Source organism: Thalassotalea piscium (assembly GCF_030295935.1).
Lineage (GTDB): Bacteria > Pseudomonadota > Gammaproteobacteria > Enterobacterales > Alteromonadaceae > Thalassotalea_B > Thalassotalea_B piscium.
In genome coordinates this window covers 2613944-2631178 of record NZ_AP027362.1, presented here as the reverse complement: position 1 = coordinate 2631178, position 17235 = coordinate 2613944, and the positions used below count along the sequence as shown (strand labels likewise).

8 protein-coding genes and 1 pseudogene are annotated in these 17235 nt (G+C 38.0%); 6 read left to right on the top strand and 3 right to left on the bottom strand.

The window, feature by feature from the left end:
• Positions 1-179: 179 nt before the first annotated feature.
• Positions 180-2747, bottom strand: a complete 2568-nt coding sequence (gene mutS / locus QUD79_RS11525; RefSeq protein WP_184425783.1) for a DNA mismatch repair protein MutS — start codon at positions 2745-2747, stop codon at positions 180-182.
• 332 nt (positions 2748-3079) lie between these two features.
• Here mutS and recA point away from each other — a divergent pair, with 332 nt between their 5' ends.
• The 5 genes and pseudogenes from recA to QUD79_RS11500 form a co-directional block, all read left to right on the top strand.
• Positions 3080-4108 (top strand): recombinase RecA, encoded by a 1029-nt coding sequence (gene recA, locus QUD79_RS11520; RefSeq protein WP_184425781.1) that lies wholly within the window; start codon positions 3080-3082, stop codon positions 4106-4108.
• 357 nt (positions 4109-4465) lie between these two features.
• Complete coding sequence (locus QUD79_RS11515; protein WP_184425779.1) at positions 4466-4819, top strand: RNA-binding S4 domain-containing protein; 354 nt, start codon at positions 4466-4468, stop codon at positions 4817-4819.
• Between the two features lie 305 nt (positions 4820-5124).
• Positions 5125-6087, top strand: a complete 963-nt coding sequence (gene metA, locus QUD79_RS11510) for a homoserine O-acetyltransferase MetA (protein WP_184425777.1) — start codon at positions 5125-5127, stop codon at positions 6085-6087.
• A gap of 1 nt (position 6088) precedes the next feature.
• A complete protein-coding gene (gene metH, locus QUD79_RS11505; RefSeq protein WP_184425775.1) occupies positions 6089-9781 on the top strand; it encodes a methionine synthase in 3693 nt (1230 codons plus the stop codon).
• A 228-nt stretch (positions 9782-10009) separates the two neighbouring features.
• A pseudogene (locus QUD79_RS11500) lies at positions 10010-10426 on the top strand (IS4 family transposase); the annotation flags it as partial.
• Positions 10427-10500: 74 nt separating this feature from the next.
• Here QUD79_RS11500 and QUD79_RS11495 read toward each other — a convergent pair.
• On the bottom strand, positions 10501-12588 hold the full coding sequence (locus QUD79_RS11495; protein ID WP_184426329.1) for a M13 family metallopeptidase: 2088 nt from the start codon (positions 12586-12588) through the stop codon (positions 10501-10503).
• Positions 12589-13056: 468 nt separating this feature from the next.
• Positions 13057-14418 (bottom strand): DNA repair protein RadA, encoded by a 1362-nt coding sequence (gene radA, locus QUD79_RS11490; protein ID WP_184426327.1) that lies wholly within the window; start codon positions 14416-14418, stop codon positions 13057-13059.
• Between the two features lie 339 nt (positions 14419-14757).
• Here radA and QUD79_RS11485 point away from each other — a divergent pair, with 339 nt between their 5' ends.
• Positions 14758-17226: a PilZ domain-containing protein gene (locus QUD79_RS11485; protein WP_184426324.1), complete on the top strand. Its 2469-nt coding sequence runs from the start codon at positions 14758-14760 to the stop codon at positions 17224-17226.
• Positions 17227-17235: the final 9 nt, after the last annotated feature.

The window sequence follows — 17235 nt, the reverse complement described above, 5'->3', positions numbered from 1 at the left end:
ATTAATGAAAGGGGTATTATACCAATCTCACTAATTATTTGATCATTTCTACTGGTTAAAACAATCAACTACTGCGTTATTTATTTTATAATTAGAACAACTAGTTATGAAAATAAATGCCTTGTATTTGATTGTTTTCACTGCGTATAAAATAGATCACTTAATTAAGGAAACTGGTATTACAACTCTTGTTTTAATTGAAATAGCAAGTCAAGTGCTTGACGTGGGCTTAGCTCATTTACATCGAGTGATTTTAACTTGTCAATGACAGGGTGACTATCATCCATTAAAGACAATTGCTCAAATGGTTGAGTATCTTGGCTAATGCTTGAGGCGCTTTGTTGATTTTCTAACTCTTTCAACCGCTGTTTTGCTCGTTGAATAACCGTTTTAGGTACCCCAGCAAGCTGCGCTACTTGTAAACCGAAGCTTTTGCTAGCTGCACCTTCTTGTACAGCATGCATGAAAATTATTTTTTCATCATGCTCAACAGCGTCTAAATGAACATTTGCTAGCGTTGAAATTTGCTCGGCAAGCAAAGTTAATTCAAAATAATGGCTGGCAAATAGCGTAAAGGCTTTAGTTTTAAGCGCCAACATTTCAGCACAGGCCCATGCTAAAGATAAACCATCAAAAGTACTTGTACCTCGTCCTATTTCATCTAACAATACTAAGCTTTTAGCTGTTGCATTATGCAAAATATTCGCTGTTTCTGTCATCTCAACCATAAAGGTTGAGCGGCCACTAGCAAGATCGTCCGAAGCTCCAATTCGGGTGAATATTCGGTCAACCATACCAATATTTGCTGCGCTTGCTGGCACAAAAGCACCAATATGAGCAAGTAATACAATTAAGGCTGTTTGTCTCATATAAGTAGACTTTCCGCCCATATTGGGGCCCGTAATTATTAACATTTTACGAGCTTCAGTAAGTACTACAGGGTTGGCAATAAATGGGGCTTCGGTCATCTGTTCAACTACCGCATGGCGGCCAGCTTCAATATTAATACCTGGTGTTTGTGATAACTTAGGCTTTACATAATTTAATGTTTCGGCTCTTTCTGCAAAAGTGGTTAATACGTCTATTTCAGCAATTGCTTGTGCTAGTGTTTGTAGTTTATCTAATTCAGGCAAGATCAAGTCAAATAACTGATCATATAAACGTTTTTCTAAAGCTAAAAACTTACTTTGTGCACTGAGTACCTTTTCTTCATGTTGCTTTAATTCATTGGTGATAAAACGTTCATTGTTTTTAAGAGTTTGACGTCTGATATAGTCATCAGGTACATCTTGTGCCGCATTACGACTGATCTCAATATAAAAGCCATGTACCTTGTTATAGCCAACTTTAAGCGTTTGAATGCCTGTTCTTTCTTTCTCACGAGCTTCCAATTGCGCTAAAAACTCAGTTGCTCCGTCACTTAAATCACGTAGTTCATCTAACTCTTCATGATAGTGTGGTGCAATTACGCCGCCATCTCGTATTAGCACAGGCGGGTTATTAACAATGGCCCGCTCTAATAAGTGCGCTATATCGGTTAATGGCGAAGTATCTGAGGTAAGTTTAGTTAACGCGGATAACCCCTCAGTAGTGAGCAATTGCTGAAGTTCAGGTAAAAGTAACAGTGCGTTACGTAATCGAGCAAAGTCACGCGGTCGAGCAGATCGAAGCGCTACTCGTGACACTATTCGTTCTATATCACCAATGTGCTTCAACAAATCATGTAACGGTGAATATGTGTCAGTTGAAATTAATGCAGAAATAGACTGTTGTCTAGTTGTTAACGTTTCTATATCTCTAAGTGGAAAGTGTAACCAACGTTTAAGTAACCTAGAGCCCATTGGAGTCGCTGAAGTATCCAATATTGATGCTAGGGTGTTTTCTATACCACCTTGCAAGTTCTGCGTAAGTTCTAAATTACGCCTTGTCGCCGCATCTAAAATTACACCTTTGGCAGCTGTTTCTGCAATAATTGAGCGGATATGTGGTAAAGCTGAGCGTTGACTATCTTTAACATATTGCAATAAACAACCTGCTGCCATTAAACCAATTGATTGGTCTGCAACACCGAAGCCTGTAAGCTCTTTAGTGCCAAACTGTTCATTTAATAATTTATGAGCGGTGTCTAAATCAAACTCCCATTCTGAACGACGTCTTAATCCTTTATGTTGGCTAATTAATGCTGTGTCTTGGAATGTTTCTGGATACAAAAGCTCAGCAGGTGAGAGGCGTTGTAATTCAGCTTGCAGCTGCTCTTTGGTTGCAGGCTCTGTTAAGACAAATCTTCCGCTAGTCATATCTAAATATGCTAAACCGAACCCTTGCTGAGTATGGGTAATCGCTACAATTAAATTATCTTGTCGGTCGGCGAGTAAGGCTTCATCACTTACTGTGCCAGGGGTTAATATTCTAACCACCTTACGCTCAACTGGGCCTTTACTTGTTGCTGGATCACCAATTTGTTCGCAAATTGCAACAGACTCACCAAGTTGAATAAGGCGGGCTAAGTAGTTTTCAACAGCGTGATAGGGCACACCTGCCATTGGTATGGCATTACCGCCTGTTTTCCCTCTTGCCGTGAGCGATATATCCAATAAGTCTGAAGCCTTCTTGGCATCATCAAAAAACAATTCATAAAAATCGCCCATGCGATAAAAAACAAGAATGTTAGGGAATTCGGCCTTAATCGTTAAATATTGGCGCATCATAGGGGTATGAGAAGATAAGTCTGGGGTCGCAGTAGTCATTAATTCTTATTTTGTCTTGTGATAATTTAAGAGTGTATTACTCAATTATGCCATAAGCATAAGTAATAGACCCACAAGTTTTCGTTAAAGCGTAAATACAACTGATATAATTAAAAAAAACAGTGATAAATTGGCAGTAGTAACTTTTTAGCTTAAAATATTTAAAAGTTACTAATTGTTAATTAATTCTTAAATTACATATAGTTAAAATTACAAAAAAATTAAAAGTTATAGAGTTTGAAAAATAATTATAAAAAAACTTGATACTGTACGACTATACAGTATACTTTGCTGCATCAGACTTATTTATGTATTTACATGTGGAGCAAGAAATGGACGAGAATAAAGAAAAGGCACTCTCTGCTGCGTTAAGCCAAATTGAACGCCAATTTGGTAAAGGTTCAATTATGAAGCTAGGTGAAAACCGTAGCATGGATATCGAGACCATTTCTACAGGCTCACTAGGACTTGATATTGCACTAGGCGCAGGCGGATTACCAATGGGTCGTATTGTAGAGATATATGGACCAGAATCAAGTGGTAAAACCACCTTAACATTAGAGGTAATCGCAGAAGCACAACGCAACGGTAAAGTATGTGCCTTTGTTGACGCTGAGCATGCGTTAGACCCTATTTATGCTGAAAAACTTGGTGTAAATATTAATGAGTTACTTGTTTCACAACCCGATACAGGTGAACAAGCATTAGAAATTTGTGACATGTTAACTCGCTCAGGTGCTGTTGATGTAATTGTTGTCGACTCTGTCGCTGCTCTAACACCAAAAGCTGAAATTGAAGGTGATATGGGCGACTCGCACATGGGGCTTCAAGCGCGTATGTTGTCTCAAGCAATGCGTAAGCTTACCGGTAATTTAAAGCAATCGAACACTATGATGATTTTCATTAACCAAATTCGTATGAAAATTGGTGTTATGTTTGGTAATCCAGAAACTACAACAGGCGGTAACGCACTTAAGTTTTACGCCTCAGTTCGATTAGATATTCGTCGTATTGGTGCTGTAAAGCAGGGTGATGAAATTATTGGTAATGAGACGCGTGTAAAAGTAGTTAAAAATAAAATTGCACCTCCTTTTAAACAAGTTGAGTTTCAAATACTTTACGGTGAGGGAATTAACAGTTTAGGTGAGTTAATTGACCTTGGTGTACAGAATAAAATGGTTGAAAAAGCCGGTGCTTGGTATAGCTACAAAGGCGACAAAATTGGCCAAGGTAAAGCAAATTCAACTAACTACCTTAAAGAAAATCCAGCTATTGCAAAAGAGCTAGACACACGTTTAAGAGAATTATTTTTATCTAAAAAGACTGAAGCTGTCGCAGAAGAAGTTATCACTGAGTCATAATACTGGTTATCGCTGTGCAGTAATTTAAACTATGTATAAAGCCACTGATGTTATCGGTGGCTTTTTTTATTTTAATATTTATACCATTAATATCACTAGCTATGTGAGCATTTCTACGGGTTAAAATAATAAATTACTGCAGCAAGAACCGTTACACCAATTACCCCCTCGCTACAGTCAATGCCTTACATCTAAACCTTTAATTTTGGCTAAGAGATCACTTTCTTATACGAAGTGATATTATGTTAAGTAGCAATCAGAATTATTAGGCTTCTTCTGTAAGAGCTGCATTATAAAATATTCATATATATGTTAGAATATAACACTATTATTATTTAAACATATTAGGCGTATTTCATGTCTGAACACTCAATTTTCGACATTTGTGTTGAACCTATAGAACTTTGTAAATTACTTAAAATAGCCAATATGGTTGGCGGTGGCGGCGAAGCTAAAAGCATGATCAGTGAAGGTAATGTATTAGTAAATAATGAAGTTGTAGTTCAAAAGCGTAAAAAGATTCGAAACGGCGATTCTATTACATGTAACGGTAAAACCATTGAGGTTGCTTATGATCCCAGCAAAAAATCGGCTGAGTTTATCAATACAGTAGTGTTAGCGAGCAAAAAAGAACAAAGAAAAAAAAGAGCTAAAAGTAAAGCGCGGTTACTTTCATCAGAAACGGTAGCAGAGCCATCACTCAAACGATAACAGGGCAAATTTATTGAGCCTACATCTTGTTAAAACTACGTAAAACGGTATATAGAGCAAGTCAAATATAAAGTACTTACACACTAGCTTTGGCTTCACTCACTAAAAACTACACTTCTACGGAATTCTCTTCTTCAGTAATCTTTTGCATAAGTTCAGAATATATAGTGATATAACAAATTCATTTAGACGTCTATACGTTTAGATGTTGACATATCTAGCAATCCAAGGCACATTATATTCATAATTAATGTTGTACGATTTACAGCATGCATATCGTAATAAATTAAGTAAGGTGAGCTTACATGCCTATAAAAATTCCAGATCAATTACCCGCATTACAAGTGCTTGATAATGAAAATATTTTTGTTATGTCTGAGCATAGAGCTGCAAGCCAAGAGATTCGTCCGATGGAAGTTGCAATTCTAAACTTAATGCCGAATAAAATTGAAACGGAAGTACAAATATTACGAATGCTTGCTAACACGCCATTACAAATTAATGTTGAGTTTGTGCGTATTCATGCTAACGAGTCAAAACATACACCACAAGAACACTTAGATAACTTTTATCGCCTATTTGATGATATTAAAACAAAGCAATACGACGGCTTAATCATTACAGGGGCTCCTTTAGCCTTATTGGATTATCAAGACGTTACCTTTTGGGATAAAATTTGTGAGGTATTCGATTGGGCAGAAAGTAATGTTACCTCAACTATGTTTTCATGTTGGGCTGCACATGCTGCGTTATATCATCATTATGGTTTAAATCGACACCTTCGAAAGCAAAAATTGTCAGGTATATATGAACACCAAGCACTCGATCCAAAAGAAGAACTAACGCGAGGGTTTGATGAGCACTTTATTGTTCCTCATTCTCGTTATGGCTATATCACTAAAGAAGATTACCAGTCGGTTGAAGAGTTAACTGTATTAGCAGAGTCACCGCAAGCAGGGGTTTACTTAACGGTAAGTAAAAATAAGCAGCAAGTGTATTTAACTGGGCATCCTGAATATGACGCAAGTACACTGAAAGAAGAGTATGAGCGTGATGTAAATTCAAGTTTATCACCCACATTGCCAGAAAATTATTTCGCTAATAACGACCCTTCTAATAATCCTAAAAGCTCATGGCGAAGTCATGGCAGTTTATTGTTTACCAATTGGCTCAACTACTACGTTTATCAAATAACACCTTATCAATTGGATGCCAATAATATTCAAGCGATTCATCCTTCAAGTAAAAAACTATCAAAAGAGCAGTAACATGAAAAAATCTACATCATATTCCTTATTAGAGCAGCAGCTTGCTAAAAAGATAGTAATACTTGATGGTGCTATGGGCACTATGATCCAAGCGTATAAATTTGAAGAGCAAGATTACAGAGGTGAACGTTTTGCTGATTGGCATAGCGACGTAAAAGGTAATAATGATTTACTTGTCTTAACTCAGCCACAGGTAATTAGAGATATACATTGTGAATACTTGGCAGCTGGTGCAGATATTATTGAAACCAATACGTTTAATGCGACCACTATTGCTATGGCAGATTACGACATGGAGTCGTTAAGTGCTGAAATAAACAGAGAAGCGGCTAAAATAGCTAAAGCTGCGGCTGATGAATATACGGCAAAAACACCCGAAAAACCTCGTTTTGTTGCAGGTGTGTTGGGCCCAACGAATAGAACATGTTCTATTTCACCAGATGTTAACGATCCAGCATTTCGCAATATTACCTTTGATCAGTTGAAAGATGCCTATATCGAATCAACCCTTGCATTAATTGAGGGCGGTTCAGACATCATATTACTTGAAACTATTTTTGATACCTTAAATGCAAAAGCAGCTATTTTCGCTGTTGAGGTGGTTTTTGAGCAGTTAGGCTATCGTTTGCCGGTAATGATCTCAGGCACAATTACTGATGCTTCAGGAAGAACACTAACAGGACAAACTACCGAAGCTTTTTATAATTCTTTACGCCACGCACAACCTATTTCATTTGGACTTAACTGTGCGCTTGGACCCGTTGAGCTAAGACAGTATGTTGAAGAGTTAAGCCGAATCTCAGACTTTGCAGTTTCTGCACATCCTAATGCTGGTTTACCTAACGCATTTGGTGGATATGATCTAGGTTCAGACGAGATGAAGTCTCACGTTAAAGAGTGGGCAGAATCGGGTTTTTTAAATATTATTGGCGGATGTTGTGGCACTACACCTGAACACATTAAACAGATGTATGAAGCGGTTAAAGATGTTAAGCCGCGTGCCATTTTACCTCGTCCAATTGCGTGTCGGCTTTCTGGTTTAGAAGCACTGACAATTGATGAAAATAGCCTCTTTGTAAACGTAGGTGAGCGAACAAATATCACGGGCTCGGCAGCATTTAAGCGTTTAATTATTGAAGAAAACTATGAACAAGCAATTTCGGTAGCCTTACAGCAAGTAGAAAATGGTGCGCAAATAATTGATATAAATATGGATGAAGGCATGCTTGATTCTCAAGCCGCTATGGTCCGATACCTTAACTTAATTGCTGGTGAGCCTGATATAGCTAAAGTGCCAATTATGCTTGATTCCTCTAAGTGGGAAATTTTAGAAGCAGGGCTTAAATGCATTCAGGGTAAAGGTGTAGTTAATTCTATCAGTTTAAAAGAAGGGGAAGAGAATTTTCGCCAGCAAGCTGAATTGCTGCGCCGATATGGCGCCGCAGTAATTATTATGGCTTTTGATGAAAAGGGTCAAGCAGATACAAGGGTACGTAAATTTGAAATTTGCCAACGTGCTTATAAAATTTTAGTTGAGGAAATTAATTTTCCTGCTGAAGATATTATCTTCGATCCTAATATTTTTGCTGTTGCAACCGGTATTGAGGAGCATAATAATTATGCGGTAGATTTTATCGAAGCCGTTGCAGATATTAAGCAAAACTTACCCCATGCAATGATCTCTGGTGGCGTGTCTAACGTTTCATTTTCATTTCGAGGGAATAATGCGGTTCGTGAAGCTATTCATGCTGTTTTTCTATATCACGCGATAAAAAGCGGTATGGATATGGGGATCGTTAATGCAGGGCAACTTGCTATTTATTCAGATATTCCAGACGATTTACGTACTGCCGTAGAAGATGTTATTCAAAACAATGACGATGGTGCAACTGAACGTTTATTGGAGCTTGCAGAAAAATACCGTGGCCAAGCCGGTGCCGTAGATAATAAAGCCGATTTAACCTGGCGAGAGTTACCTGTTATTAAACGTTTAGAGTACTCATTAGTCAAAGGCATTAATGAATTTATTATCGAAGATACAGAAGATGCACGGTTGCAGGCAGCAAAACCACTTGATGTTATCGAAGGCCCATTAATGGACGGTATGAATGTGGTAGGCGACTTATTTGGCGCTGGCGAAATGTTTTTACCGCAAGTGGTAAAATCTGCGCGTGTAATGAAGCAAGCAGTGGCCTATTTAAACCCATTTATTGAAGATGAAAAAACTGAAATTACTTCTAACGGCAAGGTCTTACTGGCAACGGTGAAAGGTGATGTTCATGATATTGGCAAAAACATTGTTGGCGTAGTGTTGCAGTGCAACAATTACGATATTGTTGACTTAGGTGTAATGGTGTCTTGTGAAGATATATTACGTGTCGCCAAAGAAGAGAATGTTGATATTATTGGCTTGTCGGGGCTTATAACCCCCTCGTTAGATGAAATGGTGCACGTAGCCAAAGAAATGAAGCGTCAAAACTTTGAATTACCGTTACTTATTGGTGGTGCAACTACTTCTAAAGCGCATACCGCGGTAAAAGTTGATCCGCAATATGATCATCCCGTTGTCTATGTGCCCAATGCTTCGCGATCGGTATCGGTTGTTAGCAATTTATTGTCAAATGAATTTCGTCCTGCATTTATGGAGCGACAAGCTGACGAATATAAGCGGGTGAGAGAAAGACATTATAAAAAAGGGCCACGCTCAAGCTTAATTACACTTGAAGAAGCTAGAGCGAATAGTGTGCCAATTAACTTCGACAACTACACGCCTAAAGTGCCAAACAAATTAGGCGTAACCGTATTAGAGTCATTAGATTTTAATATCATAAGAAACTATATTGATTGGACGCCATTTTTTATGACTTGGCAATTAATGGGCAAGTACCCATTAATATTAAAACATGAAGTGATCGGAGTAGAAGCGACTAAGTTGTTTAACGATGCCAATACGATGATTGACGACATAATTTCGGGAAATAAAATACAGGCAAAAGCCGTATTTGGTTTATTTCCAGCGCAAAGAGTAGAAGATGATTTAATCATTTTCGATGATGAAACGCGCTCAAATGAACGTATGCGTTTGCATCAATTAAGACAACAAAGTAAGAAACCAACAGGTCAATACAACCGTTGTTTAGCTGACTATGTTGCTGACGAATCATCAGGGATAAAAGACTACATGGGTGCTTTTGCGGTATCGGCAGGTTTTGGTGTTGATGAATTAGTGAAGGTTTATGACGCGGATCACGATGATTACAATAGCATTTTATTAAAAGCGGTGGCAGATCGTTTAGCTGAAGCAAGTGCTGAATACTTGCACGAAAAAATTCGAAAAGAGTATTGGGGTTATGCACCGGATGAAAACTTTGAAAATGATTCATTAATCCGTGAACAGTATCAAGGTATACGTCCTGCGCCAGGTTATCCTGCGTGTCCTGAACATACCGAAAAAGGACTGCTATGGGACTTACTTAACGTGAAAGGAAATATAGGCATGGAGCTAACCTCAAGTTACGCAATGTGGCCCGGTGCGGCGGTAAGTGGTTGGTATTTTGCGCATCCAGACAGTAAGTATTTTGCTGTAGCCAAAATAGCTAAAGACCAAATCGTTGATTACGCCACGCGTAAAAGCATGACTCTAGCCGAGGCTGAACGCTGGTTATCCGCTAATTTAGATTATGAGCCAGAGTAGTAATACCAATCTCAATAATTATGTGAACATTTCTACTGGCTAAAACAGTCAACTACTACGTTTAAAGTAGATCACTTAATTAATGAAGCTGGTATTATATCTGGTTTATAAATGTGATCTGCAGATATTAAAAAAGGCTGCAACTGCCTGTCTTTCCTACACAAATCCCTCGATAAAAATCGAGGGATTTTTTTATGAACTTATTGTACAGAACGTGATCTGATCCATTTATTCAGTGAGTTCCACAAAGCGTGGAAAAGCGGCGGTACTCAAGTAGAAGATTTACGTATGCAAAGTAAAGACAATTTAGAAAAGGTGATTGTGATATTAGCGTTTATTGCCGCACGCCTTCATCAACTTCGTTACCTTGGCCTTAATAAGAAAGAAGCAGAAAAGCATAGTTGTGAAACGGTTTTAAGTCCGTTAGCGTGGAAGTTGCTATGGACAAAACGAGAAAAATCAAAACCACCGACAACGGCACCAAGCCTGTATTGGGCTTACATTAACCTTGGGAAGTTAGCGGGTTGGCACGATTCAAAACGTAATGGCCGTGTCGGGTGGGAGCGATTATGGGAAGGATGGTTTAAATTGCAAACCATCCTTGAAGGCTATGAACTAGCCCAATCTCTTGATCTGAAAATGTGATCAAGAGACAGGCAACTGCAGCCTTTTATTTTTTTATAGTAAAGTTTAATACGCCCTACTAAAGACGAGCGTTATTACCAAATACGTACACGCTCTTCTGGTGCTAAATAAAGTTCATCACCCTCTTTAACATCAAATGCTTTGTACCATGCATCGTGGTTTCTTGGTGCTTGTGCACGGAATCGACCAGGCGCATGCGTGCCGCCTTTTAGTTGGCTTAACATGCTTTTCTCGGTGCGTTTTTCTTTCCAAACTTGTGCCCAAGCCAAGAAGAAGCGTTGATCACCGGTAACACCGTCTATAACTGGTGCTTCTTTGCCATTTAAACTTAATTTGTATGCATGGTAAGCCATCGCTAAACCACCAACATCGCCAATGTTTTCACCTAAGCTGTTTCTTCCATTAACAAAGTTACCTGGAATGGGTTCATATTGGCTGTATTGAGCGGCAAGTGCATCTGCTTTTGCGTCAAATGCTTCTCTGTCTTGATCTGTCCACCAGTTACGTTGTACACCTTTAGCGTCAGACTTTGATCCTTGATCATCAAATCCATGGCCCATTTCATGACCAATAACAGCGCCAATACCACCATAATTAACAGCAGGATCTGCATTAGGATCGAAAAATGGCGGTTGTAAAATAGCGGCAGGGAAAACGATTTCATTAAATGAACTGTTATAATAAGCATTTACACGTTGTGGTGTCATTCCCCAACGATTACGATCTGTTTTCTCTAATTCTTTTGCCACACTGTCTTTACGGAAAAACTTGCGTAAGTTTTGCAAGTTGCCCATTAAATCAGTACTTGAAATAGTTAAACCATCAAAAGATTGCCATACATCTGGATAACCAATTTTAGGGTTAAAGGCTGCTAATTTTTCTTGAGCATTAACTTTAGTTTCTTCACTCATCCATTCTAAGCCAGTAATACGCTCGCCCAATGCTTTACGTAAATTATCAACCAAATCAGCCATTTGTTGTTTTGATGATTCAGGGAAGTAACGTGCTACATAAACTTTACCAATAGCAAAACCTAAAGATTCAGTACCTGACATTTGCGAAACAGCTCTTTTCCAGCGAGGTTTCGCTTGAATTTGACCGCTTAATTCTGTGCCATAAAATTTAAAGTTGGCGGCATAAACGTCTTCTGGAAGGTAAGAGGCATTATTTTTTAACGTATGGTAAACCATGTAATCTTTCCAAACGTTAATATCTTCGTTATTTAATAATGCAATCATTGCTTTGATAGGTTCTGGTTGAGAAATATTTACCTGTGGAACTTGATAACCAGTTTCTGAAAAATATGTTTCCCAGTCAAAATTAGGGTAGGCTGAAGAGAGTTCAGTACGCTTAATCTGATTTAATGTTAAATCACGATTACGGCGTTTTTCGCGTGGCCAATGACCTTCTGCAATCTTCGTTTCTAAAGCTAAAATTGCTTGTGCTTTTTGCTCAGCATTTTCTACCTTAGCAAAGGCAAGCATTTCAGCAATATGCGCGACATAAGCGGCACGCGTTTTAGTAAAGCGTTCACTTTCTTCTAAATAGTATGAACGGTCTGGCATACCTAAACCACCAGCACCAATAGACATTTCATATTTGTCTGCATCTAATCGGTTAAACCACATGCCACCACCAATTGGGCTAGTTGTGCCATTTAACCATGATGCGCCAAAAATCTTGGTGATATCTTTAATTGAAGATGCTGCGGCAATTTCATCAAGCGTTGCTTGAATTGGTGATAAACCTAGCTTGTTAATAGTTTCAGTGTCCATGTAACTATTGTAGAAATCTGCGATCATTTGTTCATCAGCGTTTAAGTCTGAGCGAGAAGTCACATCATCAATAATTTCTTTAACTTGTTTTTCACTACGCTCAGCTAAAGCGGTAAAAGCGCCAAAGCGCGTTTTATCTGCTGGCATTTCATAATTATCGTACCAAGTGCCGCTGGCATACATAAAGAAGTCATCGCCGGGTTTAACTGCTTCATTGCGTGCTGATAAATCTACGCCAAAACTGCCTAATTCTGCTTTTTGTGCTGCTTGAGTGTTTGATTGTTCTGATTTTGCTGTTTTAGTCTCTGCAACTGATGTTGGCTTATTGTCACCACAAGCTGATAACAGAACAGCTGTGATTGAAAGCGCAATTAAAGATTTTTTCATTAAAATTCTCATATTGTTATAAGTAGTTATACAATTGTACAGAAAGAGGGCTCACTTAGAACGACACGAGCGACATTAGAACAAACAAAATATGAGTAGATTTAGTTATTCTACATCAATCATATTGTGTGCATTTCTCATGGTGCCCATGCGTTTCCGCTAGACGAGTGCTAATGGCATAGAAGTGGCGTTATTGACTTTGACCCGAGAATAACCATTCTCATCAATCAATGCCTTGCCTCTAAACCTTTAAACTATCGCTAAGCGACCACTTTCTTATGTGGATTGGTATTATAAATTATCTCGCAACCATTTTGTCTAGATGGTTGATAAAGTCAACTGTTCTGAGTTAATTGGCTTTATTTGAAAGGTGAGTGATAGTTATTGGCTAAGTATAAGGTTAAAGTGAGACTTGTAATGATAAACTTTCATTACAAGCCTGGTACTAAAATTAACGTTAAGTATTTGTTAAATTACATCTAATGCATCGCTAAGTTTTTTAACACCTATCACTTCCATTCCGTCTATTTTTTGTTTGGGTAAATTATTAAAAGGTACAATAGCACGTTTAAAGCCATGCTTTGCCGCTTCGTAAATTCGTTCTTGTCCGCTTGGTACAGGGCGAATTTCGCCTGAAAGTCCCACTTCACCAAATACAACTAGGTCATGGGGTAAAGCATTATCTCTAAAGCTAGAAACAAGCGCTAAAATGAGTGCTAAATCTATACTTGTTTCAGTTACCTTTACTCCTCCTACTACGTTAACAAATACATCTTGGTCATTCATTTGTAATCCACCGTGACGATGTAAAATAGCTAGTAGCATAGAGAGTCGATTTTGCTCAGCGCCCACAGCCACACGACGAGGATTTCCCAGTGGTGAGTGGTCAACTAACGCTTGAATTTCTACCAGTAAAGGTCTAGTTCCTTCCCAAAGTACCATTACAACACTGCCAGCGGTTTGTTCTTCTGAACGTGATAAAAAGATGGCAGAGGGGTTTTTAACTTCTTTTAAGCCTGTACCTGTCATGGCAAAAACGCCAAGCTCGTTTACCGCGCCAAAACGGTTTTTATTGCCACGCAATGTTCGGTATCTTGAGTCTGTACTACCTTCAAGCATGATCGAGCAATCAATGCAGTGTTCTAATACTTTTGGCCCGGCTAAACTACCATCTTTAGTAACATGACCAACTAATATCATGGCAACATGATGTTGCTTAGCAAAGCGAGTTAAATAAGCCGCAGCTTCACGTACTTGCGATACACTACCTGGTGCTGACTGAATATCAGCCATGTGCATTACTTGTATAGAGTCTATAACAATAATTTTAGGCTTTTCTTTTTCGGCAATATGACAAATGTTTTCAACACTGGTTTCAGATAGTAGCTTCAAGCTATCAGCTTTCAAGCCTAAACGGTTAGCGCGCATTGCAACTTGCTGTAAAGACTCTTCCCCAGTGATATATAACGCAGACATTGAGTGTGAAAGCGCGCACATTGTTTGTAGTAACAGCGTACTTTTACCCGCGCCTGGCTCTCCGCCAATTAAAATTGCACTGCCGGGCACAATTCCGCCGCCTAAAACACGATCAAACTCTAAAAATCCTGAAGAAAATCTTGGTAGGTCGGCAAGATCAATAGTGTCAAGAGTTTGAACTTGTGCTTGGGTTGCTCCAGCAAAACCTGAAAAATTACCTGCGCGTACAGGTGCTTTAGCTTGCCTAAACTCTGAAATAGTATTCCATGCTTTACAGTCGTTACATTGCCCCATCCAACGTGAATACTCAGATCCACAGTCAGTACAAACAAAGGCGGTTTTATTTTTAGCCATATTTTTATGCTTAAGGTATAGTTATTGCTTAATAATACCAACTCTAATAAATTTATTCTCAACTCAGCGCTTAATTAGCTCTTAAGAACAAGTTTAAAAGACTGTAAGTAGTGCTATTAATTTTTAATATGAGCGTAACCGTAATTTAAAATTAATGCGTTGTTTTTGTGCCTTTTAATTTTTGCTGAGCGAGAAATATCTTAATAGATCTAGTATCAGTTAACGTTATTAAATAGTTAGTTAATCTACCTTGGCGCAATACTTGTGAGCCCTTTAGTAGATAATCTATAATAACCTAACTAACTATTATCACCCTATTGTAATGATAATTAGGCATAAATGAATAAAGATTTTTCTAAACACCAGCATATTATTGATGATTTTAAAGGCGCGGTTTCATCGAGTGATTTTGAATCAAAATTTGCTGAAGCGACTAAAACCCTTGATAAGACTGAGCGTTTTCTACTAAAAATGGAAATTAAACGCTTAGCAAACCCTTGTACTCGCTTAATTGACTTAAGAGGGCATGTAAATGGTGTGTGCCGTCCGTATGAAGATGAAGGACGCGTACACTTTATTGATGACGTAGCAATAAAACTATTTGAAGAAAATGTTGCCTTGTATGGCGGCTATACTTTTGGTGTTTATGAAGCGCTAATGAACACTGAAAATAATTTTCGGGTAATGTATCAAAATGAAAAATCAAATCCACAGCAAACCCCTGCAGTAGCGAATACATTTACAAAAACTAAAATTTTAGAAAAAACACAGTATCCGGCCAAACTATACCAATATGGCCCTTATTTTGACCGTAAAGAAGAGCGAATGAATTTTGCTATTCCTATCAGCGTGCGCCTTAAGGGTGACAAGGGGTATGATGGTGTTAGCTCAGACATAAGTGCTAACGGTTGTAAGTTTAGGTTTAGTAAAACACATGAACTTAAAGTAAATCAAGTGATTACTATTTACTTTAAAGGCTTAGAAGAAGAGTTTCCGTTTAAGGATGAGCAGTATTTCGATTATGAAGTAATGAATATTCAACAAGCTGAAAATCATCAATTTATTGGTGTGCAAAGGGTATATGTAGGCGATGAAGCCAGAGACACCTTTAGAAAGTTTCTAGTTAATTTTATTCAATGTAGCAAACGCCGATACAAAGTTAACCTAGACAATACTATTGCAGCACTGCAATCGCGCACTTTTGAACATTTTTCTGTTCCTAAGTCTAATGAATTACCTATATTTATGCACGACGTAAACGGCGTAACTTTGCCGAAGTATGCATTAACTTGCCACAATAATCAGAGTATTTATCAGTATTGGCAGGATGAGAGAAACACCTCTACTTTACATTATTTAATAACGCCAGAGCGTCTTGCTCGGCTTAAGCGTGCACAAAGAGCGGGTCATGCTTTGTATGTGTATAGTTTTATCCATCAAAGTCAGGGTAAAAGTTATTTTTATACAGCAGATAATATTCAATTGAGTGAAGATAAAACCTTTATGGCAGACTTTTTAGGTTTTGCATCACATAAGTCTGATTTTAATATTACTCAACTAACGGGCCTTGAAGTCGATTCAGACTATAGCCATTCACCATTAACACTGTCGAATATTGATGATAAACAAACACAATATTTAAATGCATTACCGCCGGAAGATATTCAAAAAAGCATTGAAACCTTGAGTTACCTCGTTGTTGCTAATGAAATATCAGATAATGAAACTTTACATGAGTACAAGCAACTTTCAGCAGATCAAATAAATACAACAAAGCTTAAAAGTTTTGGGCATAAACGATTAACACAAGGGTTGGTAGTTGAAGATGTTGGTATTAATTACAAAAATCAACGTACTGAATCTCGCTTTTTTTATAAAACACCGGTTATCGCTGAATCAGCGGGAATAAAGTGGCTTGGAAAGTCTGAAGATTTTTCAGCGTCAGGCTTGAAGCTTACCCTAGATAAACCGTCAACATTAAAAAATGGTGATATTTTACAAGTGAGTTTTCCTAACCTACAAAAGATCACCTCTACTTTTGATTTGAAAGGCTTACCTTACGAAGTTATTCGCATAAATAAAAAGAAGAATACGCTTAATTTACGTGTTTATGTTGCAAAGCATAAACATATTGGTCGATCTTTTTTTAAAGCATTAATAGAGAAGAACAAAGAAAAGCTCACACATGACGAATACGCAATGATGAACCCCGAACTAGGGAAGGCATTACGTAATATTTATAGCAGAAGTTTAATGACACCCTCGTTAATCATACAAACGAGTGGTAGTCGCTATAAAATTGAAGTGATCACTTGTAATTCTGAACATGAAAAGTTGATCAATTACTGTGCTCAACTTAGTGATAGAAGCCGTTTATATAACTTGTATCCAATACTTAATAACTTACAAGCTACAACATTAATGCATTCTACATTGAAAAAAGTGAAGGCTGGAGATATTCCAATTGTTGACGTGCTATATATTTCAATAAACACAAACAAAGATTTTGTCGATCAAGCGGTAACAACCAAGTTAGGATCTGAACTACCAACGCAAGCGTTAAAAAAACAATTTATTCATGAAGCATTAAAAAAAGGCGACTTTTTATGTGTTCAAGTGAAATTATCGCGAACAGATAGGCCTGACATGGAGTATTTAAACCCTGAGCTAAGTTATATTAGTGGCTACGCTATACACAGAGGTAAACAGCTAGAGCAGCAAATATGGAGTGTTGCAGGAGTGGTACAACTACTGGATATCACTCAAGAAGCTATGCTTCGATGCCAAGTGATACCCGTAGAAGAATAAACTTTAAAT

Excerpts from the sequence above, each read along its gene's own strand:
- mutS (WP_184425783.1), bottom strand. The coding sequence starts at position 2,747 with ATGACTACTGCGACCCCAGACTTATCTTCTCATACCCCTATGATGCGC.
- QUD79_RS11485 (WP_184426324.1), top strand. The coding sequence starts at position 14,758 with ATGAATAAAGATTTTTCTAAACACCAGCATATTATTGATGATTTTAAA.
- QUD79_RS11495 (WP_184426329.1), bottom strand. The coding sequence starts at position 12,588 with ATGAAAAAATCTTTAATTGCGCTTTCAATCACAGCTGTTCTGTTATCA.
- QUD79_RS11515 (WP_184425779.1), top strand. The coding sequence starts at position 4,466 with ATGTCTGAACACTCAATTTTCGACATTTGTGTTGAACCTATAGAACTT.
- metH (WP_184425775.1), top strand. The coding sequence starts at position 6,089 with ATGAAAAAATCTACATCATATTCCTTATTAGAGCAGCAGCTTGCTAAA.
- radA (WP_184426327.1), bottom strand. The coding sequence starts at position 14,418 with ATGGCTAAAAATAAAACCGCCTTTGTTTGTACTGACTGTGGATCTGAG.
- recA (WP_184425781.1), top strand. The coding sequence starts at position 3,080 with ATGGACGAGAATAAAGAAAAGGCACTCTCTGCTGCGTTAAGCCAAATT.
- metA (WP_184425777.1), top strand. The coding sequence starts at position 5,125 with ATGCCTATAAAAATTCCAGATCAATTACCCGCATTACAAGTGCTTGAT.